Source organism: Amycolatopsis sp. NPDC051102 (assembly GCF_040682815.1).
Lineage (GTDB): Bacteria > Actinomycetota > Actinomycetes > Mycobacteriales > Pseudonocardiaceae > Amycolatopsis.
In genome coordinates this window covers 242,273-261,340 of sequence record NZ_JBFBBT010000004.1, presented here as the reverse complement: position 1 = coordinate 261,340, position 19,068 = coordinate 242,273, and the positions used below count along the sequence as shown (strand labels likewise).

Here is a 19,068-nt window from a genome sequence, read left to right as displayed (position 1 = left end):
GTTGTGAAGAAGACCATTTTCGTCGTCGCGCTGTCCATCGCCGGGTTCATCGCGGTCTGGCGGTTCGAGCCGGGGCCGGTGCACAACACCGCCGCCGTCGCGCAGGCACCGCCGCCGAGCGTCACCGCACCGTCCACATCGGCCCCTCCCGCACCGTCCTCGCCGACGCCGTCGACGGCGGCCAGTCCGTCCACTTCGGACAGCCCGTCCACTCGGGACACCACGAACGAGACGGTGACCACCCAGGGCAGCGCCGAGTCGAGCCGGTACGGCACCGTGCAGGTGCAGGTGACGTTCACCGGCGCCCGGCTGACCGCCATCACCCTGCTGCAGGCCCCGGACAGCGGCCGGTCCCTCACCGCGCTCCCGCGGCTGCAGGAAGAAGCGATCAAGGCGCAGAGCGCAGACATCGACACGGTCACCGGCGCCACCGAGACCAGCGAGTCGTACAAGACGTCCCTGCAGGCCGCGATCGACGCGAGAGGAACCCGATGACCAACCGCGTCGAACAGGTGATGGGCCTGCCGATCTCCCTCGACCTGCGGGACGAGGGTGACTTCGCCGAGGTCGTCGACGAGGTCTTCGCGTGGTTCCGCGACGTCGACGCCCGGTTCAGCCCGTTCAAGGAGGACAGCGAGGTCAGCCGGTACGACCGCGGCGAACTGACCGCCGCCGAGCTGAGCGACGACCTCCTGGAGGTGCTGGAGCTCTGCGCGTACTACGAGCAGCTCTCCGGCGGCGCGTTCCGCGCGCGGCTGCCCGGCCGCGGCCTCGACCCGTGCGCGGTGGTGAAGGGCTGGGCGGTGCAGCGCGCCGCCGACCTGCTGAAGGCCGAGGGCGCGACGACGTTCTGCCTCAACGCCGGCGGCGACGTCGTCACGGCAGGCGAACCGGAGCCCGGGCGGCCGTGGCGGGTCGGCGTGCGCCACCCCGAGCAGCCCCTGGCGGTGTGCGCGGTGCTGGAGTCGCGCAACGGCGCGATCGCGACGTCGGCGGCGTACGAGCGCGGCTCGCACATCCTCGACGGCCGTTCCGGCACGCCGGCGACGGGGCTGATGAGCGTCACCGTCGTGGCCGGGGACCTGGTGACCGCGGACGCGCTGGCCACGGCGGCGTTCGCGATGGGCACCGAGGGCATCACCTGGGCCGCGGACCGCCCGGACTGCGAGATCCTGATCGTCGACGACAGCCGCCGCGTGCACCGGACGGCGGGCCTGTCGCTGGCGTCCTGAATCGGGTCGCCCTTCCCGGACGGCTGGGCCAGACTCGGGCCCGTAGCCGTCTTCGAGGAGTGCCATGCCTTCGTCCGTCCTGCACGTGTCCGTCGACTGCGCCGATCCCTACAAGCTGTGCCAGTTCTGGAGCGCGGTCACCGGGAAGCCGATCCCGGAGACCGATTCCCCCGGTGACGACGAGGTGGGCATCGAGCTCGAAGGCGGGATCGACCTGCTGTTCCTCAAGGTGCCCGAGCCGAAGACGGTGAAGAACCGGCTTCACGTGTGCCTGCAGCCGGACATCGCCCGTGACGACGAGATCGAACGGATCCTGGGTTTGGGCGCGACGCTGGTGAACGACCTGCGCAACCCCGACGGCACCGGCTGGGCCGTCCTCGCCGACCCCGAAGGCAACGAATTCTGTGTGCTGCGCAGCGCTGCCGAGCGCGCGGCGACGTCGTGACACGCGCCAGGCGGTCGTGGGCGGCTGAATAGGGTGGCCGCATGCCCCTGATCGCCCTCGCCTCCCTCGGCGGCACCATCTCGATGGCCCCGGTCGACGCGGACGGCGGCGCGGTCCCGCGGCTCGGCGCGGCCGATCTGCTCGGCGGCCTCGGCGACCTGCCGATGGACGTCCTGGCCGAGACGCTGGCCGGGATCGGCAGCGCGTCGATGGACTTCGCGACGCTGCTGCGCTGCCGCGACTGGGGCCTGCGGCAGGACGCCGACGGGTTCGTCGTCGTCCAGGGCACGGACACCCTCGAGGAGACGGCGTACTTCCTCGACCTGGGCTGGCCGGCGGAGATCCCGGTGGTGGTCACCGGCGCGATGCGCAACGCCGGCCTGTTCAGCGCGGACGGCCCGGCCAACCTGCGCAACGCCCTCACGGTGGCGGCCGACCCGCGCAGCCGCGGCCGCGGCGTGCTGGTGACGCTCAACGACGACGTCCACGCGGCGCGCTGGGTGCGGAAGGCGCATTCGAGCCGCCTGGACGCGTTCTCGTCGGCGCCCGCGGGGCCGCTGGGCATGGTCGTCGAGAACGCGGTGCACTACTTCCACCCGTCGCCGCCGCGGCCGCCCGCGCTCACCGGGGTGGACTTCGGCGGGCTGGTGCCGGTGGTCGAAGCCGGCCTGGACGACTCGGGCGCGGTGCTGGCGCACGTGGCTTCGCAGCCGGACGTGCGCGGTGTCGTGGTCGCGGCTACCGGCGCGGGGCACGTTTCGTCGGGCACGGCCGACGTCGTGTCGCGGCTGCTGCCGTCGATCCCGGTAGTGGTCGCATCGCGGACGGGAGCGGGCCCGACGCTGCGCTCGACGTACGGCTTCCACGGCTCGGAGTCGAGCCTGATCGCGATGGGCGCGACGATGGCGGGCTGGCTGGACGCGCGGAAGGCGCGGATCCTGCTGCACGCGCTGCTGGCGTCCGGCGCGGACCGCGACGGGATCGAGCGGGAGTTCCGCCGGCGCGGCGACCTGGACTGAACGGCTAGTCCGGGATCGGACCTTCCACCGGGTCGAGGTGGTACGGGCGCATCGCGCGGCCCGCGTCGCGGTAGACGTGGACCGAGATCGCCGGGTCCGGACCGTCGTTGCGGACCTCGTGCACGTACCCCGGCCCGAACACCCGCGACTGCCCGGCGGCGAGCGCGTGCAGCTCGGTGACCGCGCGGCCGTCCGGCGCACGCCGCGCCACGGCCTCGGTCAGGTGACCGCTGACCACGGTGAACGCGCCGCTGGCGAACGCGTGGTCGTGCAGGTCGGTGCGCTGGCCGGGCAGCCAGCTCATCAGCCACACCTCCTGCTGCTCGTCCTTCGACACGAGCGCCGCGAAGCGCTCTTCGGGGTCGTAGCGCAGCAGGTGGCGCCAGCGGTCGCGGTCGGCGGCGACCTCGAGGGCGACGCGCACCGGGTGGCGCAGGGCGGGGTTTTCGGGACGCAGCAGGGTGTTGTCCGGAACGGCGAACATGAGGGTCCTCACGGGAAGAAAGGGGTGTCGAGCTGGGCCGGGGCGGGGTTCACCGACAACAGCGACACGCGCGCACGCTCGAGCGGAGGCCCATCGGGCCCCACGACTCGGACACGGCTTGCGCGAACATGCGACCAGAGTCGCAGCCGCGTCCTTCCCGGTCAAGCCGTCCCACGGATCAGGACCATTCGTGTTTCTGGGACCGTCCGAGCAGCTCGGCGCCGGCCTGGCGCGGGTCGACGCCCTCGTGGCAGACGCGGTGCATGGCGTCGGTGATCGGCATGTCGACCCCGAGGCTCTGCGCCAGCGCCCGGATCGACGAACACGACATGACGCCCTCGGCGACCTGGCCGCCGGTGGCCGCCTGCGCCTGCTCGAGGGTCTCGCCGCGGCCGAGGCGCTCCCCGAAGGTGCGGTTGCGCGAAAGCGGCGACGAGCAGGTCGCGACCAGGTCGCCGACACCGGCGAGCCCGGCGAACGTCAGCGGGTCGGCGCCCAGCTTCGCGCCCAGCCGGGCCATCTCGGCCAGCCCGCGCGTGATGAGCATCGCCATCGTGTTGGTGCCGAGGCCGAGGCCCGCGGCCATCCCGGTGCTGAGCGCGATGACGTTCTTGCAGGCACCGCCGAGCTCGCAGCCGACGACGTCGGTGTTGGTGTACGGGCGGAAGTAGGAGTTGCCGCAGGCCCGCTGGATCGCGACGGCGCGTTCGTGGTCGGCGCAGGCGAGCACGGAGGCGGACGGCTGCCCGGCGGCGATCTCCTCGGCCAGGTTCGGCCCGGTGACGACGACGACCTCGTTCGGGTCGATCCCGACGATCTCGCCGATCACCTCGCTCATCCGCTTGAGCGTGCCGAGCTCGACGCCCTTGGCGAGGCTGACGAGGATGGCGCCGGGCGGCAGCAGCGGACGCCACGACGTCAGGTTGGCGCGCAGGCTCTGGCTGGGCACGGCCAGGACGACGGCTTCGGCGCCGTCGAGGGCCTTCGCCGGGTCGCTGGTGGCGGTGATGTTCTCCGGGAGGGCCACACCGGGCAGGTAGGCGCTGTTGGTGTGCCGTTCCCGGACGTCCCCGGCGACCTCCTCGCGGCGCGCCCACATGGTGACGTCCCGTCCGGCGTCCCCGAGCACCTTGGCGAAGGCGGTGCCCCACGAACCGGCCCCGAGCACGGTGACCCGCTGCACGTCGGCGCGCATCAGGCGGACTCCTCCGGCTTCGCGGCGGGCGGTTCTTCGTGCCGGATCTCGGCGAGCAGCCGGGTCACGTCGTCCATCATGATCTTGGTGACCTCACGCAGCTTCGAGGCGCTGCGCGTGTTGCCGCCGCGGTAGGCGGAGAGGTCGAGCGGATCGCCGACGGAGTGGGTGATCGTCTTGCGCGGGAAGGGCGTGAACTTCTTCGTGTAGCCGTTGAAGATCTGGCTGGTGCCCCACCGGGCGATCGGGATGACGGGGACGTCGTTCTGCAGCGCGAGCCGCGCGGCACCGGTGAAGGACTCCTTCGGCCACCCGGCGGGATCCTTGGTGATGGTGCCTTCGGGGTAGATGACGACGATCTTCCCGTCCTGAAGGGCCTGGTGAGCAGCCTTGAGACTGTCCCCGGCGGCGGCCGACCCACGCGAGACGGGAATCTGCCCGGACCCGGAGACGATCGGCCCGAGGATCGGCGCGCGCTGCAGGCTCTCCTTGTAGAGGAACCGCGGAACCCGCTTCTGCCGGTGCACGAAGACGGCATCGACGGCGGGATCGAGGTGCGAGATGTGGTTCAGGACGAGCAGAGCGGGCCCCTGCCGGGGAATCTTCTCGGCCCCGAGGTAGACCCGCCGGGCAATGGCGGTAAGGGGGTAGAACAGAACGGCGGCGAGCCCCACCCAGAAGCCACCCTTTTCACGCCGGGCCACGATCTCCTCCTCCACATGTGACGTCGGGCGTTGATCCTGCCGCGCCGGGCTCGGAGCAGTCCAGGGAGGGTGGGTTCGGCCTGCTCGGGAGCGGTTTCGGGGCGTGTTGGCGCCGTGGCGGGCCTGGGGCGGTGGGCGCTTTGACGGGCTGGGGTCGCGGGGCTGGAGTGGGCGCTTCGGCGACCTGGGGTCGCAAGGCTGGGCGGTCGCCTTGGCGGCCTGGGGCCGCAGGCTGGGCGGGCGCTTCACCGGCCAGGTCGCGAGGCTGCGCCGGCGCTTCACCGCCGGTATCGCGGGGCTGGGCGGGCGCCTGGCCTGCGGTGATGTGGGACCGGCCGCTCGGCGTGCCTGCCGCGGATCCACGGCGAGGTGCCTGCCCCGCAGCAGCTGGTCGAAGGGTCGCCGGGAGCCGATCCACCCCCGGCTCACAACGATCCGGCCGGAGCCTGCCTCATCGGCGTGCTCGCCGCCGATCCATGCCGGGCCACCCCCGGCACCGGATCTCGTAAGCACCGCGAGCGGACGGCTGCCGATGAGGCTCGGCTGCGAGGTGCAGCCCACCCAGCAGCCCACCCACCCAGCAGCCCACCCACCCAGAGCCCACCCACCCAAGGGGGCCGCCATCCCCCATCGGGCCCACCCCGGAACCGACCGTATCGACCCCGGCCGACAAAACCCGCCCCGAGCCCACCGCCACCCCCAGGTTGTCCACAACACCCGTCACCTGTGGACAACCCACCCCACCCGGCCACCTCCGCACCAGCTTTCCGGTAAAGATGGACACGTGGACGTGGATCTGGTCGTGCCGATGAAACACCCCCGCGACGGCAAGTCGCGGCTGCGTGGTGCCGTCGAGGCGGACCGGCACCCCGGGCTGGTCCTGGCGCTGGCCGCCGACACGCTCGCCGCCGTCGTCTCGGCCGGGCGGGTGCGGCGGGTGCTGCTCGTCGCCGCCGATCCGCGGGCCGTCGGCGAGCTCGCCGAGCTCGGTGTCGAAATCGTCGGCGAACCCGCCGAACAATCCCTCAACGCCGCCTTCCGCCACGGCGAAGCCCTGCTGAAAGCCGACGATCCGGCCGCCGTCGTCGGCGCGCTCCAAGCCGATCTGCCCGCCCTCAGCGCCGGCGACCTGACCGCCGCCCTCACCGAGGCCGCCGGCAACCGGGCCTTCGTCGCCGATCGGCAGGGCACCGGCACCACCCTGCTGCTGGCCGCGCCCGGCGAGCCCCTCGACCCCCGGTTCGGGCCCGGCTCGGCGCGCCGGCACGCCGCGTCCGGCGCGATCGCCCTGCGCCAAGCCCTCCCGACCCTGCGCAGCGACGTCGACACTCCCGATGATCTCGCTCACGTCCGCGCCCTCGGTGTCGGAAAACACACGGCCGAGCTGTTCATCTGACCTTCACCGCGGCCTGCGCAATCCGGCGCGGCTTAGTGAAGAATGGGGGCCGTGAGCACAGACGACGGCGGCACGCCCGCACCGCGGAGGCGACGGAACCCGGCGAACGGATCTTCGGAGACGGCGAAGAAGACGACCGCCCGGGCGAACGCGGCCAAACCGGCCACCGCCAAGAAGGTCCCGTCGAAGTCCACCGCGCGCGACACCGCCGCCCGTGCCACCGCCGGCAAGGCCAGAGCCCGCAAGACCACCACCGCCGCGGCCACCCCGGCGACGCGGCGGCGCAGCTCCACGCAGGGCAACGCCCGCAACGCCGAGGAGTTCCGGGCCGTCCCGTCGGCGCCGCCCGCGGTCACCTCCACCGCGCCGACCGCCGTCGAGACGCTGCCGGACGACCGGTACTTCAACCGCGAGCTGTCGTGGCAGGACTTCAACGCCCGTGTGCTCGCGCTGGCCGAGGACGAGTCGCAGCCGCTGCTGGAGCGGGCCAAGTTCCTGGCCATCTTCGCGTCCAATCTGGACGAGTTCTACATGGTCCGCGTCGCCGGTCTGAAGCGCCGCGACGAGACGGGCCTGCTGGTCCGCAGCGCGGACGGGCTCACCCCGCGCGAGCAGCTCGGCTACATCGCCAAGCGCAACCAGGACCTGGTCGAGCGGCAGACCGGCGCGTTCGAGAAGCACCTGCGCCCGCAGCTGGCCGAGGAGGACATCCACATCGTCGGCTGGGCCGACCTGGCCGGCGCCGACCAGCTGCGGCTGTCCAGCTACTTCTCCGAGCAGATCTTCCCGGTCCTGACGCCGCTGGCCGTCGACCCGGCGCACCCGTTCCCCTACATTTCGGGCCTTTCGCTCAACCTCGCGGTGACGGTCCGCGACCCGGAAGGCGGCACCGAGCGCTTCGCCCGGGTGAAGGTGCCGAGCAACGTGCCGCGCCTGATGCGCGTCGAGACCGATCGCTCCAGCCGGACGGCGACGTTCCTGCCCCTCGAAGAGCTGATCTCGGCGCATCTGGGCGAGCTGTTCACCGGCATGGACGTCACCGAGCACCACGTCTTCCGCGTCACCCGCAACGCCGACTTCGAGGTCGACGAGGACCGCGACGAGGACCTCCTGCAGGCCCTCGAGCGCGAGCTGGCGCAGCGCCGGTTCGGCCCGCCGGTGCGCCTCGAGGTCGCGCAGGACATGAGCGAGCACATGCTCGAGCTGCTGCTGCGCGAGCTGGACGTCGACCCGGCCGACGTCGTCGAGGTGCCCGGGCTGCTCGACCTGACCTGCCTGCACCAGCTGTCCGCTGTGGACCGCAAGGAGCTGAAGGACCGGCCGTTCGTCCCGGCGACGCACCCGGCGTTCGGCGAGCGCGAGACGCCGAAGAGCGTTTTCGCGACGCTGCGCGAGGGCGACGTGCTGGTGCACCACCCGTACGACTCGTTCTCGACGAGCGTGCAGCGGTTCATCGAGCAGGCGGCGGCCGACTCGAAGGTCCTGGCGATCAAGCAGACGCTGTACCGGACGTCCGGTGACTCCCCGATCGTCGACGCGCTGATCGACGCCGCCGAGGCGGGCAAGCAGGTCGTCGCGCTGGTCGAGATCAAGGCGCGGTTCGACGAGCAGGCGAACATCACCTGGGCGCGGACGCTGGAGCGCGCGGGCGTGCACGTCGTGTACGGCCTGGTCGGGCTGAAGACGCACTGCAAGGTGTCGATGATCGTGCGCCAGGAGGGCTCGACCATCCGCCGCTACTGTCACATCGGCACCGGCAACTACAACCCGAAGACGGCGCGGCTCTACGAGGACATCGGCCTGTTCACCGCCGACCCGAGCATCGGCGCGGACGTCACCGACCTGTTCAACGTGCTGACCGGTTACTCGCGGCAGGACACCTACCGGACGATCCTGACGTCGCCGCACGGCATCCGCCGCGGCATCGTGCGCGCGATCGGCGAGGAGATCGAGCTGGCGCGGGCCGGGCAGGACGCCGGGATCCGGATCAAGTGCAACTCGCTGGTCGACGAGCAGGTCATCGACGCGCTCTACCACGCGTCGCAGGCCGGGGTGCCGGTCGAGATCGTGGTGCGCGGCATCTGCACGCTCAAGCCCGGCGTCGAAGGGCTGTCGGAAAACATCCACGTCCGCTCGATCCTCGGCCGGTTCCTGGAGCACTCGCGGATCTTCAACTTCCGCGCCGGCGGCACGCACTGGATCGGCAGCGCGGACATGATGCACCGCAACCTGGACCGGCGCATCGAGGCACTGGTGCGCGTCAAGGACCCGAAGCTGACCGCGCAGCTGGACAACATCTTCGACTCGGCGCTGGACCCGGCGACGCGGTGCTGGGTGCTGACCGAAAGCGGCGAGTGGTCGCCGTTCCCGGCGGACGGCTCGCGCGTGCGTGACCACCAGCTGGAGCTGGCGAAGCTGCACGGAGCCGCTGGATGACCCAAGAGGTACGGGCGGCCGGCGCGGTGCTGTGGCGCGTCGCCGGAGGGGTGACGGAAGTCGCCCTGGTGCACCGCCCGCGGTACGACGACTGGTCGTTGCCGAAGGGGAAACTGGACCCGGGCGAGACGATCGCCGAAGCGGCGGTCCGGGAAGTCCGGGAGGAGACGGGGTTCACGGCGGTCCTGGGCCGGTACGTGGCCAGGACGGCGTACCCGGTGCCGTCGAAGAGCGGTTCCGGAACGGTCCCGAAGACGGTCGACTACTTCGCGGCGGAGGCGGTCTCCGGCGAGTTCACCCCGAACGACGAGGTCGACGAGCTGCGCTGGCTAGAGCCGGCGGCGGCCGAGAAAGCGCTGACGCGGCCCGAGGACGTGCGGGTGCTGCGCTCATTCTGCGAGCTGCCGGTGGGCCTGACGACGGTGTTGCTGGTCCGCCACGCAAAGGCGGGCAAGCGCGACGACTGGACGGGCGACGACGACCTGCGCCCCCTGTCGGAGGCGGGCCAGCGCCAGGCGGCGGCCCTGCGCCGGGTGTTGCGGTTGTTCGGCCCGGACCGGGTCCTGTCGGCGCCGCGGCTGCGGTGCGTGCAGACGGTCCACGGAGTGGCGGAGGACCTGGGCGCAGAGGTCCGCCACGAGCCACTGCTGTCGGAAGAGGGCTACTGGCCGGACCCGGTCCTGGGCGTGGCGCGATTGCTGGCGGTGGCGGGCGACGGCGGAACACCGGCGGTGTGCAGCCAGGGCGGAGTGATCCCGGACCTGGTGAGCACCCTGGCCGACCGAGACGGCGTGGAGATATCAGCGGCCCGCGGCGGAGTGGTCCCGAGCAAGAAGGGCTCGTTCTGGGTCCTGTCATTCCGCCCACCGACGGCCACGGAAGGCCCGATCCTCCTGGCGGCGGACTACCACCCGAGCGCCTTGCCGGCCCCCTCCCCAAGCCGCCACTGACCAGGTAGTCCACACCCAGGCGGCGATGTGGACAACAGGCCCCAGCGAACCCCCATTTCCGGCTTTTCGTCGGACCCACCCGATAGGCTGGACAAGGGCACGCCCCCCAGGGAGGGCGGGGGCGCGACCTGACCACGACGGGCACCCAGACCCCCGCAACCCCGATCCGAAGCCAGAACACGGCCGGCGGTACCGGGTCAAGGCACGCTTTCCCGCCTTGACGCGGTACCACCGGCCGTAGTCACAATCGGGCTTCGGGGTGGCGGGACTGCTCAGCCGGCGGCCAGGCCGTAAACCGCCACCAGGCCCACCAGCCGCGACCGACGGCGGCCGGCGCCGACGGCCCACCACGGAAACCCAGCTCCGATCCCCACCCCCGCGCCACATCCGCGGCCGGCAGCGCCCCCCCAGAGATCCCGGTTCCCACCATCACCGCATGCCCCACCCCGACAACTCCTGTCGGCACAAGACAGCGGCATGACAGTCGATCTTGGTGTACTTGATCAGGGTCCCGTTGGGCTGCGCCGGGCTAGGGGTACGGCGCATCCCCGGGCGAGGGGGTTTCTGTCGGCACCGTGGCCAGCAGGGTTTGGATCTCCGCGACGCGGGGATCGCCGAGGCGCTGGCTGACCGTCAGCGCCTCGGCCCAGTGACCGCTTGCTTCCCGGTCCCGGTCCGTGCGGTGCTTGAGGCGGCCGAGGGTGATCTGGACGTCGATCGTGCCGTAGTCGGCGTTCAGTTCCTTCAGCTCGGCGAGGGCGGCGAGCCCGGCGCTTTCCGCCTCGTCGTACCGGCCCGCGCCTTCGAGGGCCTCGGCGACGTTCCCGAGCGCCAGCGCCGCGTGATAGCGGTCGCCGAGTTCCGCGAAGGCCTCGTGGGCGGCCTGGGCGGCTTCGGCCGCGTGGTCGTAGTCGCGCAGGCCGATGCGGCTGGCGCTGACGTTCAGGAGCGCGTGCGGGACGAACGTGCGCTGGCCGTTGTCGCGGGCGAGGCGCACCGCTTGGAGCGCGTGGCGTTCCGCTTTGGCGTATTCGTCGCGGACGTAGTAGGCGCCGGCCAGGTTGGACTGGATCGCCACGGCCAGCGCGGTGCCGTCGCCGGCCTCCGACGCCGCGCGTGCTTCCTCCAGCGCTTCGAGCGCCTTGTCGGGCTGCAGCGTGCGCAGGTAGGCCGAGCCGAGGTTGTTGGCGCTGTACTGGAGCCCCGTGTTGTCGCCGGCGGCGCGGGTGGCGGCGACGGCCGTGCGCGCGGTGGTGATCCAGTCGTCGCGGTCGTGGCGTTCGGCGAAGAAGCCGCGCAGGAGCCAGGCCAGTTTCCAGGCGTGCGCGGTCCAGCCGTGGCGGGCGGCGATGCCGACCAGCGCGGTCAGGGCCTGGCGTTCGGTCGTGTACCAGGCGATCGTCTGCTCGTGCTGTGCGAAGCGGACGGCGGGCAGCGGCGCCGGGTCGAGCGTGATGTCCTCGGTCAGCAGGTCGGGACGGACGAGTTTGTTCGCTTCGGCGACACTCGCGAGGTACCAGTCGAGGAGCCGGCGCAACGCGGCTTCGCGCTCGGCCGCTGTCGTTTCGGTTTCGACGAGTTCGGCGGCGTAGACGCGCAGGAGGTCGTGGAACTGGTAGCGGTCGGTGCCGGGCTGGTTGAGCAGGTGCGCGGCGGCGAGCTGATCGGCGAGTTCCCGGGCTTCGCGCAGGTCGGCGCCCGCGAGCGCGGCGGCCGAGGACAGGCTGAAGCCGTGGCCGGGGTGGAGGCCGAGCAGCCGGAAGAACCGGGCGGCCGCCGGGCGCAGGGCCTTGTACGACCAGGAGAACGCGGCCCGCAGGTCGGTACCGGCGTCCTCGGGGTCGCGAAGGGTGTCGAGCCGCAGCCGCTGGTCACGGAGTTCTTCGACGATCCCGGCGAGCGAAACACCGGAGAACCGCGAAGCGCGTTCTCCGGCCAGCGCCAACGCCAGCGGCAGCCGGCCGCAGAGCTGGACGAGTTCGGCGACGGCGTCGGGCTCGGCGGCGAGACGCTGTGACCCGACGCTGCCGGCCAGCAGGGCGGTGGCGTCGCGGTCGTCGAACGAGCGCAGCGCGATGCGGCGGGCGCCGTCGCGGGCGACGAGGCCGCGCAGCTGGTTCCGGCTGGTCACCACGACCAGGTTGCCGGGGCCCGGCAGGAGCGGGCGGACCTGGTCGGCGTCGCGGGCGTTGTCGAGCAGCATCAGGGTGCGGCTGCCCGCCAGCCTGCTGCGCAGCAGCGCCGACCGTTCCTCCACTGTGGAAGGCAACGTCTCGGCCGGGACACCGAGGGCGCGGAGGAAGCCGGCCAGTGCGGCGCCGGGCGCGACCGGGGTGTCGGCGGAGTGACCGCGCAGGTCGAGGAACAGCTGGCCACCGGGGAAGCGGTCGCGGACGCGGTGGGACCAGTGCACGGCCAGCGACGTCTTCCCGACGCCCGCGGTGCCCTCGATGACGACGATGCCGGAGGCGCCACCGGGCGGCAGCCGGTCGAGCTCGGCGAGTTCGGGGCCGCGGCCGGTGAAGCCGGCGACGTCGAAGGGCAGCTGCCGCGGCACGGTGTGGACGGCCGGGTCGGCATCGGCGGCCAGCAGTTCGGCGTGCAGGCGGCGAAGATCCTCGCCCGGCTCGACACCGAGTTCGTCGGCCAGCAACGCGCGCAACCCGGCGTAGCGCGCCAACGCTTCGGCGCGGCGCCCGGAGCGGGCGAGGGCACGCACCAGCCGTTCCCACAACGACTCCCGCAGCGGGTGCTGCGCGACGAGGTCGGTCAGCTCGGCGACGAGCCGCGCATCGGGGACCAGCCCGGCGTCGAGATCGATGCGCTGTTCGACGGCGAAGAGGTACCGCTCGGTCAGCAACGGCCCCCATTCGGCGGCCAGCGCGGGAGATCCGACGCCTTCGAGGGGGACGCCGCCCCAGCCGGCGAGGGCGGTGGTGAGCAGTTCGCGCCGCTGGGCGGGTTCGGCGGTGGCCGCGGCCTGGTCGAGGGTGTGGAGGAACCGCAGGGCGTCCACCCGGGACGGCTCGACGACCAGCCGGTAGCCGTCCGGTTCGGTGACGACGGAGTCTTCGCCGCAGAGCCGGCGCAGGCGCATGACGTAGGTTTGCAGGCTGCCGCGGATGTGCGCGGGCGGCGTTTCCCCCCAGACGCCCCGGGCGAGGGCATCGATCGACACGAGCCGCCCGGCGGCGAGCGCGAGGGTGGCGAGCAGCGCGCGTTGCCGGGAACTGGTCAGCACGACCGGCGAACCGTCGACGAGCACCTGGAACGGGCCGAGCAGCCGGATGTCGATGGTGGTCGCCCCCAGGTTCGCCTCGCCCCGCCGGCCCCGCCGGACGCGGGCCAGGAAGGCAGCGTGGCATCACTCGGCCGGGCGCTCAAGCAACTTTGAGAAATTGGCCGGAACCGGTCCCGGAGCCGAGGTTGCTCCGAGCGGGTGGCGAGCGGCGCCGGTTCGCGCACCGGTGCGGCAGATGGTGACTTTGGGCGATCACCGCTTCGCGTAAGTGGATGGTCGGCTCACGTACCCGAGGGGTCGGTTCGCGTACGCGGAGGGTCGGCTGGCGTGCCGGGACAGTCGGTTCGCTTGGCCGGGTCGGCTTGGGCCGCGCGCCTGGGGTCGCGGTTCGCTGGTGCCACTCGCTTCGCGCGCTGGTCACCTGGGCGCGGGAGCCGCCCGGTCTCCGTACGCGACCCGACCGTCCCGGTACGCGAGCCGACCCGCGAGGTACGCGAGCCGACCCTCCACGTACGCGAGCCGACCGTCGGGGCACGCGAGCCGACCGTCCTCGTTTCCGAGCCTGCCCTTGGGGTACGCGAGCCGACCGTCGGGGTACGCGAGCCGACGCTTCCGGCCGACCCGCTGGCCTCCGAAGGTGCGAACCGCTTCTGGCGCGCCGGCGCCGGCGCCGGACATACGGCAGGGCCCCGCGCACGTCGCGCGGGGCCCTGCCGGAAAGCTGCTCGCCCAACAGGGGGTCGCCCCCAGGGGACCCCCTGATTTCACGTTACCGCAGGGGTCCGACAGTTTCGGGTGGTCAGGCCTTCTTCGCCGCGGTCGACGCTCGCTTGGCCGGTGCCTTCGCCGCGGTCGTCTTGCGAGCCGTGGTGGTCTTCGCCGCCGTCGTCGGCTTTGCCGCCGTCGTTGTCTTCGCCGCCGTTGTCTTCGCCGCCGTCGTCCTTGCGGTCGTCGGCTTCGCCGCCGTTGCCTTGGGGGCCGCCGCCTTCGCTCGGGTCGTCGTCTTCGGGGCCGTCTTCGCCGCCGTCGCCGCCGGCTTGGCTGCCGTTGTGCGGGTTCGCGTCGTCGTCGCGCGGGTTGTGGCCGGCTTGGCCGCCGCCGTGCGGGAGGTTGTTGCGCGCGTTGTCGTCGGGGCCGCGGCTCGCGTTGCCGTTGTCGTGCGCTTGGCCGGGGTGGCCTTCGGCAGCTTCTTCGCGCCGGAAATGACGTCCTTGAACGTGGTTCCGGCGCGGAACGCCGGCACGTTCGTCTTCTTGACCCGCACCGCTTCGCCCGTGCGCGGGTTGCGGGCCGTCCGGGCGGCGCGGGCGCGCTTTTCGAAGACGCCGAAGCCGGTGATGTTGACCTTTTCGCCCTTGTTGACCGTCCGGATGATGATGTCGACCAGACCGTCGACCGCCTCGGAAGCGGCCTTCTTGTCGCCCAGGCGCTCCGTCAGCGCCTCGATCAGCTGGGCCTTGTTGGCCATGTCCAGTCCTCCAGGAAGGATCCACGGCCGCGTCGGCCGACTAGCGACACGGTATTACCAAGGCAGCACAAATTCCAAACGGCACGCGGAACTTTCCCTTGCCCCGGGACGGGTTCCGCCTCGCGCGGAGCCCCGGTAAAAGGGCTCGCGGAGGGCCGTTCGGCGTCTGTCGAAGCGACCGGTCGGGGGCGGGAATCCCCTGTCACACAAGCGATCCCGCCCCCAAACCGGGCTAGCCGGCGGCCACCGGTGTCGTCGTCGGCTTCCACGACGGGCGGCTCGCCTCGAAGCTGTCGATCTCACCGGCATGGCGCAACGTGAGAGCGATGTCGTCGAGGCCTTCCAGCAGCCGCCAGCGGACGTAGTCGTCGATCTGGAAGGGCGCGGTGAAGTCCTTGGCGCGCACGGTCTTGGTCTCGAGGTCGACCGTGACCTCGGTGCCGGGCTCGTTCTCGAGCAGCTTCCAGAGCAGCTCGACGTCGTGCTGCTCGCACTGCGCGGCCACCAGGCCGCCCTTGCCGGAGTTGCCGCGGAAGATGTCGGCGAACCGGGCGGAGATGACGACCTTGAAGCCGTAGTCCATCAGGGCCCAGACGGCGTGCTCGCGGGAGGAACCGGTTCCGAAGTCCGGCCCCGCGACCAGCACGCTCCCGTTCCGGAACGGCTCCTGGTTGAGGATGAAGTTCTCGTCGCCGCGCCAGGCGGCGAACAGGCCGTCTTCGAAGCCGGTCCGGGTCACCCGCTTGAGGTAGACCGCGGGGATGATCTGGTCGGTGTCCACGTTGGACCGGCGCAGCGGGACGCCGACGCCGGTGTGCTGGGTGAACGGTTCCATGGCAGTAGCTCCTCGGTGGTCAGCGGGCGGCGGTCAGCAGGTCTTCCGGCGACGACAGCGTGCCCCGGACGGCCGTGGCGGCGGCCACCAGCGGCGACACCAGGTGCGTCCGGCCGCCCTTGCCCTGCCGGCCCTCGAAGTTGCGGTTCGACGTCGACGCGCTGCGCTCCCCCGGCTTCAGCTGGTCCGGGTTCATGCCAAGGCACATCGAGCAGCCGGCCTGGCGCCACTCGGCGCCCGCGTCGGTGAAGACCTGGTCGAGGCCCTCCTCTTCGGCCGCCTTGCGGACGCGCATCGAGCCGGGAACCACCAGCATCCGGACCGAGTCCGCCACTTTCCGACCGCGCAGCACCTCGGCCGCGGCCCGCAGGTCCTCGATCCGGCCGTTGGTGCAGGAGCCGAGGAAGACGGTGTCGACGGCGATCTCGCGCAGCGGCGTGCCCGGCTTCAGGTCCATATAGGACAGGGCTTTTTCAGCGGCGATGCGGTCGTTCTCGTCCGGGATCTGCTCCGGGTCGGGCACCTCGGCGCCCAGCGGCAGCCCCTGGCCGGGGTTGGTGCCCCAGGTCACGAACGGCGTCAGCTCGCTCGCGTTCAGGTGCACCTCGGCGTCGAACTCGGCGCCGTCGTCGGTGCGCAGCTCCCGCCAGTTCTCGACCGCCGCGTCCCAGTCCGCGCCCTGCGGGGCGTGCGGACGCCCCTTCAGGTAGGCGAACGTCGTCTCGTCCGGCGCGATCATCCCGGCGCGGGCGCCCGCCTCGATCGACATGTTGCACACGGTCATCCGGGCCTCCATCGAGAGCGCCTCGATGGCCTGGCCGCGGTACTCCAGGATGTAGCCCTGGCCGCCGCCGGTGCCGATCTTCGCGATCACCGCGAGGATGATGTCCTTCGCCGTGACGCCGGGCCGCAGCTCGCCGTCGACGGTGATCGCCATCGTCTTGAACGGCCGCAGCGGCAGCGTCTGGGTGGCCAGCACGTGCTCGACCTCGGACGTGCCGATGCCGAAGGCGATGGCGCCGAACGCGCCGTGCGTCGAGGTGTGGCTGTCGCCGCAGACCACGGTCATGCCGGGCTGGGTCAGGCCGAGCTGCGGGCCGATGACGTGCACGATGCCCTGCTCGGCGTCACCCATCGGGTGCAGCCGGACACCGAACTCCTTGCAGTTGCGGCGAAGGGTGTCGACCTGCGTGCGCGAGACCGGATCGGCGATGGGGAGCTCGATGTCGACGGTCGGGACGTTGTGGTCCTCGGTCGCGATGGTCAGGTCGGGGCGGCGCACCGGCCGCCCGGCCAGGCGGAGGCCGTCGAAGGCCTGCGGGCTGGTGACTTCGTGCAGCAGGTGGAGGTCGATGTAGAGCAGGTCCGGTTCGGCGCCTTCGCCTCGGCGCACGAGGTGGCTTTCCCACACCTTCTCCGCCAGCGTGCGGGCCTTGCCGGTCGGGCTGGTCATCTCCGGCTCCTTCCACGGTTCGTCGACGAACTCGGGCGCGCACCTGCGAACGGATGCGAGCCGCGAAAGGAGGGCGCAGCTCGAGTTCAGGGTTTTCCCAGATGCTGGACTTCCCAAAGTGCGGGACGCTAGTATCGGGTCGTGGGACAGCATAGCGGTATCGGAGTACTGGACAAAGCAGTGGCCGTCCTGCAGGCGGTCGCGGACGACCCCTGCGGCCTGGCGGAACTGTGCACGCGGACGGGCCTGCCCCGGGCCACCGCGCACCGGCTCGCGGTGGGCCTGGAGGTGCACCGCCTGCTGCGCCGCGGTCCGGACGGCCGCTGGCGCCCCGGTACGGCACTGGCCGAGCTGGCGGGCGGTTCGACGGACCCCCTCCTCGACGCGGCGGGCGTGGTGCTGCCGAAACTGCGCGACGTGACGGGCGAAAGCGTCCAGCTGTACCGGCGCGACGGCGTCCAGCGCGTGTGCGTCTCGACGGCGGAGCCCCCGAGCGGGCTGCGCGACACGGTCCCGGTGGGTTCCCGCCTGCCGATGACGGCCGGCTCGGGCGCGAAGGTGCTCGCGGCCTGGGCGGACCCGCACACCCAGCGCACGATCCTGGCGGACGCGGTCTTCGGCGAGCGAACCCTCCTGGAGGTCAGGCGCCGAGGCTGGGCCCAGAGCGTGGCGGAGCGAGAGCCGGGAGTGGCGAGCATCTCGGCCCCGGTCCGCGACTCGGCGGGCACGGTGGTGGCGGCGGTATCGGTGTCAGGCCCCATCGAGCGAATAGGCCGCAAACCGGGAGCACGCTGGGCAGCGGACCTTCTGGCGGCGGCGGACGCCCTGCAGGAACGGCTCTGAGAAACCCCGAGCGGACAGCGACGGACCGGCGAAACCGGACCACGACGGACACCCACACCCTCCGCAACCCCGATCCGAAGCCGTAGTCACAATCCGGCTTCGGGGTGGCGGACCCAACGGCTCGACATCCGGCGTTCAACGCATCGACGAACGCACCCGGTCTCGGTCAGGTCACCGTCGCCGCAGGATCGTGCACCTGTTCGGGTGACCCTGGCCGAAACCGCGTATTCGGTGACGGCCGTCACGTCTCTTCCTTGTCAGCACCACAAAGGGGGAGACCATGATCACCGAACTGAATCGCCGGGCGCTGGCGATGCTGCGGGCCGTCGGGGCCGGGCGCGCCGAGCTCACCTGCAGCTGTGAACCCGATCTGCGTGTCGACGGCCTGCCGTGCTGCGACCAGGCCACCGCCCACCAGCTGGCCCGGGCCGGGCTGATCCGGCCGGCGCGGGTCGTCGCCGTCGGGCAGTGGACGCAGGCGGAGCTGACCGAAGACGGCAAGGTCGCGCTGGGCGGGACGCTCGCCGCCGCCTGACGCAACCTTCCGGGCCTCTCGCGCGTGTACCACCCGTGAAGATCGCTGCGGCGCTGCTCGGCGCCGGCCTGCTGGTGACCGCCTGCGAGCGCACGCCGGCCGAAGCTCCGCCGTCCCACTACCTGAGCCCGGTCGACACCATCCCGCCGTCGCCGATCGCCGATCCGGTGGCGGTGCGCTGGATGGACGGCTTCTGCACCGCGGTCCACGGCTACCGGGACCGCGCCCGCCGGGAGGCCGACCCCACGCGGCCGGTGCCCGGCACCGTCGCCGAGGCGCAGCAGGCGCTCAGCGCGGACCTGGGCGGGATGGCCGCCCGCACCGGCGAGGTCGTCGGCAAGCTGGCCGCGCTGCCCGCCGCACCGGTGCCGGCCGCCGAGACCGCGCGCCAGGCGTACGTCGCGAAGTTCTCGAAAGCCCGCGATCGCGCGGCGGCGGCGAAGGCCCGGCTCGACCGGGCGAAGCCAGGCGACCAGGCGTCCCAGGGCCCGGCGGCCGAAGCGCTCGAGCAGGCGCAGCAGGACATCGAGGGCACCTACGACCCGGTCGGCGCGGTGACGGCGTCACCGGAGCTGATGCTCGCCGCCGAGAACGCGCCGAGCTGCAAAGCCTGAGACCTCAGACGAGCGCGGCGAACCGCCGGCCCCAGAGCGGATGACGGCGGTAGGCGGGATCCGGTTCGCCGAGCTCCAGGCCGTCCCACGCCAGCCACGCGCTGCTGAGCCAGCGGCCCACCAGCGCCGCGAGCCGCGCGGCGTGGGCCGCGGTGATCGCTTGCCGGCCGGCGAGCCAGTGCGGCTCGTACCCCTCGATGTCGAAGAACGTCACCCCG

Annotated in this window: 18 protein-coding genes; 10 read left to right on the top strand and 8 right to left on the bottom strand. The window is 72.2% G+C overall.

Features of this window, described 5'->3' with window-relative positions; all coding sequences use genetic code 11:
- The first annotated feature begins 3 nt into the window (after positions 1 to 3).
- The 4 genes from AB0M93_RS15600 (at position 4) to AB0M93_RS15585 (ending at position 2,696) form a co-directional block, all read left to right on the top strand.
- Positions 4 to 495: an FMN-binding protein gene (locus AB0M93_RS15600; RefSeq protein WP_364273529.1), complete on the top strand. Its 492-nt coding sequence runs from the start codon at positions 4 to 6 to the stop codon at positions 493 to 495.
- Positions 492 to 1,232 carry an FAD:protein FMN transferase gene (locus tag AB0M93_RS15595; protein ID WP_364273526.1) on the top strand — a complete coding sequence of 247 codons (741 nt, stop codon included), beginning with the start codon at positions 492 to 494 and terminating at the stop codon, positions 1,230 to 1,232. The genes AB0M93_RS15600 and AB0M93_RS15595 overlap by 4 nt, the downstream gene beginning before the upstream one ends.
- Positions 1,233 to 1,296: 64 nt before the next feature.
- Positions 1,297 to 1,677 (top strand): VOC family protein, encoded by a 381-nt coding sequence (locus AB0M93_RS15590; protein WP_364273523.1) that lies wholly within the window; start codon positions 1,297 to 1,299, stop codon positions 1,675 to 1,677.
- Between the two features lie 41 nt (positions 1,678 to 1,718).
- Positions 1,719 to 2,696: an asparaginase gene (locus tag AB0M93_RS15585; RefSeq protein WP_364273520.1), complete on the top strand. Its 978-nt coding sequence runs from the start codon at positions 1,719 to 1,721 to the stop codon at positions 2,694 to 2,696.
- Between the two features lie 4 nt (positions 2,697 to 2,700).
- On the opposite strand, the gene AB0M93_RS15580 is transcribed toward AB0M93_RS15585, so the two are convergent.
- From AB0M93_RS15580 to AB0M93_RS15570, 3 genes are all read right to left on the bottom strand, one after another.
- On the bottom strand, positions 2,701 to 3,180 hold the full coding sequence (locus AB0M93_RS15580; RefSeq protein ID WP_364273517.1) for a cysteine dioxygenase family protein: 480 nt from the start codon (positions 3,178 to 3,180) through the stop codon (positions 2,701 to 2,703).
- Positions 3,181 to 3,358: 178 nt separating this feature from the next.
- Positions 3,359 to 4,375, bottom strand: a complete 1,017-nt coding sequence (locus tag AB0M93_RS15575) for an NAD(P)H-dependent glycerol-3-phosphate dehydrogenase (RefSeq protein ID WP_364273514.1) — start codon at positions 4,373 to 4,375, stop codon at positions 3,359 to 3,361.
- The gene (locus AB0M93_RS15570) at positions 4,375 to 5,094 is read right to left on the bottom strand and encodes a lysophospholipid acyltransferase family protein (RefSeq protein WP_364273511.1); all 720 of its coding nucleotides are present in this window, start codon (positions 5,092 to 5,094) and stop codon (positions 4,375 to 4,377) included. The genes AB0M93_RS15575 and AB0M93_RS15570 overlap by 1 nt, the downstream gene beginning before the upstream one ends.
- A 769-nt stretch (positions 5,095 to 5,863) precedes the next feature.
- Between AB0M93_RS15570 and cofC the strand changes: the two genes are divergently transcribed.
- Genes cofC through AB0M93_RS15555 form a run of 3 tightly spaced genes read left to right on the top strand, consistent with a single transcriptional unit; the run spans position 5,864 to position 9,861 of the window.
- Positions 5,864 to 6,475, top strand: coding sequence for a 2-phospho-L-lactate guanylyltransferase (gene cofC, locus AB0M93_RS15565; RefSeq protein WP_364273508.1), 612 nt, complete (start codon positions 5,864 to 5,866; stop codon positions 6,473 to 6,475).
- 42 nt (positions 6,476 to 6,517) lie between these two features.
- The gene (locus tag AB0M93_RS15560) at positions 6,518 to 8,911 is read left to right on the top strand and encodes an RNA degradosome polyphosphate kinase (protein WP_364273505.1); all 2,394 of its coding nucleotides are present in this window, start codon (positions 6,518 to 6,520) and stop codon (positions 8,909 to 8,911) included.
- The gene (locus AB0M93_RS15555) at positions 8,908 to 9,861 is read left to right on the top strand and encodes an NUDIX hydrolase (protein ID WP_364273503.1); all 954 of its coding nucleotides are present in this window, start codon (positions 8,908 to 8,910) and stop codon (positions 9,859 to 9,861) included. The genes AB0M93_RS15560 and AB0M93_RS15555 overlap by 4 nt, the downstream gene beginning before the upstream one ends.
- Before the next feature lie 529 nt (positions 9,862 to 10,390).
- Here AB0M93_RS15555 and AB0M93_RS15550 read toward each other — a convergent pair.
- The 4 genes from AB0M93_RS15550 to leuC form a co-directional block, all read right to left on the bottom strand.
- The gene (locus AB0M93_RS15550) at positions 10,391 to 13,102 is read right to left on the bottom strand and encodes a BTAD domain-containing putative transcriptional regulator (protein ID WP_364273500.1); all 2,712 of its coding nucleotides are present in this window, start codon (positions 13,100 to 13,102) and stop codon (positions 10,391 to 10,393) included.
- 799 nt (positions 13,103 to 13,901) lie between these two features.
- Positions 13,902 to 14,570 (bottom strand): HU family DNA-binding protein, encoded by a 669-nt coding sequence (locus tag AB0M93_RS15545; RefSeq protein WP_364273498.1) that lies wholly within the window; start codon positions 14,568 to 14,570, stop codon positions 13,902 to 13,904.
- Between the two features lie 232 nt (positions 14,571 to 14,802).
- Positions 14,803 to 15,405, bottom strand: coding sequence for a 3-isopropylmalate dehydratase small subunit (leuD, locus tag AB0M93_RS15540; RefSeq protein WP_364273495.1), 603 nt, complete (start codon positions 15,403 to 15,405; stop codon positions 14,803 to 14,805).
- A gap of 19 nt (positions 15,406 to 15,424) precedes the next feature.
- Positions 15,425 to 16,858, bottom strand: a complete 1,434-nt coding sequence (leuC, locus tag AB0M93_RS15535) for a 3-isopropylmalate dehydratase large subunit (RefSeq protein WP_364273493.1) — start codon at positions 16,856 to 16,858, stop codon at positions 15,425 to 15,427.
- A 141-nt stretch (positions 16,859 to 16,999) separates the two neighbouring features.
- Between leuC and AB0M93_RS15530 the strand changes: the two genes are divergently transcribed.
- From AB0M93_RS15530 to AB0M93_RS15520, 3 genes are all read left to right on the top strand, one after another.
- Positions 17,000 to 17,701: an IclR family transcriptional regulator gene (locus tag AB0M93_RS15530; protein ID WP_004560682.1), complete on the top strand. Its 702-nt coding sequence runs from the start codon at positions 17,000 to 17,002 to the stop codon at positions 17,699 to 17,701.
- A 280-nt stretch (positions 17,702 to 17,981) separates the two neighbouring features.
- The gene (locus tag AB0M93_RS15525; protein WP_364273490.1) at positions 17,982 to 18,236 is read left to right on the top strand and encodes a hypothetical protein; all 255 of its coding nucleotides are present in this window, start codon (positions 17,982 to 17,984) and stop codon (positions 18,234 to 18,236) included.
- A 35-nt stretch (positions 18,237 to 18,271) separates the two neighbouring features.
- On the top strand, positions 18,272 to 18,850 hold the full coding sequence (locus AB0M93_RS15520; protein ID WP_364273487.1) for a hypothetical protein: 579 nt from the start codon (positions 18,272 to 18,274) through the stop codon (positions 18,848 to 18,850).
- 4 nt (positions 18,851 to 18,854) lie between these two features.
- On the opposite strand, the gene AB0M93_RS15515 is transcribed toward AB0M93_RS15520, so the two are convergent.
- The gene (locus AB0M93_RS15515) at positions 18,855 to 19,064 is read right to left on the bottom strand and encodes a hypothetical protein (RefSeq protein ID WP_364273484.1); all 210 of its coding nucleotides are present in this window, start codon (positions 19,062 to 19,064) and stop codon (positions 18,855 to 18,857) included.
- Between the last annotated feature and the right edge of the window lie 4 nt (positions 19,065 to 19,068).

Excerpts from the sequence above, each read along its gene's own strand:
- AB0M93_RS15555 (WP_364273503.1), top strand. The coding sequence starts at position 8,908 with ATGACCCAAGAGGTACGGGCGGCCGGCGCGGTGCTGTGGCGCGTCGCC.
- AB0M93_RS15590 (WP_364273523.1), top strand. The coding sequence starts at position 1,297 with ATGCCTTCGTCCGTCCTGCACGTGTCCGTCGACTGCGCCGATCCCTAC.
- AB0M93_RS15585 (WP_364273520.1), top strand. The coding sequence starts at position 1,719 with ATGCCCCTGATCGCCCTCGCCTCCCTCGGCGGCACCATCTCGATGGCC.
- AB0M93_RS15525 (WP_364273490.1), top strand. The coding sequence starts at position 17,982 with ATGATCACCGAACTGAATCGCCGGGCGCTGGCGATGCTGCGGGCCGTC.
- AB0M93_RS15545 (WP_364273498.1), bottom strand. The coding sequence starts at position 14,570 with ATGGCCAACAAGGCCCAGCTGATCGAGGCGCTGACGGAGCGCCTGGGC.
- AB0M93_RS15560 (WP_364273505.1), top strand. The coding sequence starts at position 6,518 with ATGGGGGCCGTGAGCACAGACGACGGCGGCACGCCCGCACCGCGGAGG.
- leuD (WP_364273495.1), bottom strand. The coding sequence starts at position 15,405 with ATGGAACCGTTCACCCAGCACACCGGCGTCGGCGTCCCGCTGCGCCGG.
- AB0M93_RS15595 (WP_364273526.1), top strand. The coding sequence starts at position 492 with ATGACCAACCGCGTCGAACAGGTGATGGGCCTGCCGATCTCCCTCGAC.
- AB0M93_RS15575 (WP_364273514.1), bottom strand. The coding sequence starts at position 4,375 with ATGCGCGCCGACGTGCAGCGGGTCACCGTGCTCGGGGCCGGTTCGTGG.
- AB0M93_RS15580 (WP_364273517.1), bottom strand. The coding sequence starts at position 3,180 with ATGTTCGCCGTTCCGGACAACACCCTGCTGCGTCCCGAAAACCCCGCC.
- leuC (WP_364273493.1), bottom strand. The coding sequence starts at position 16,858 with ATGACCAGCCCGACCGGCAAGGCCCGCACGCTGGCGGAGAAGGTGTGG.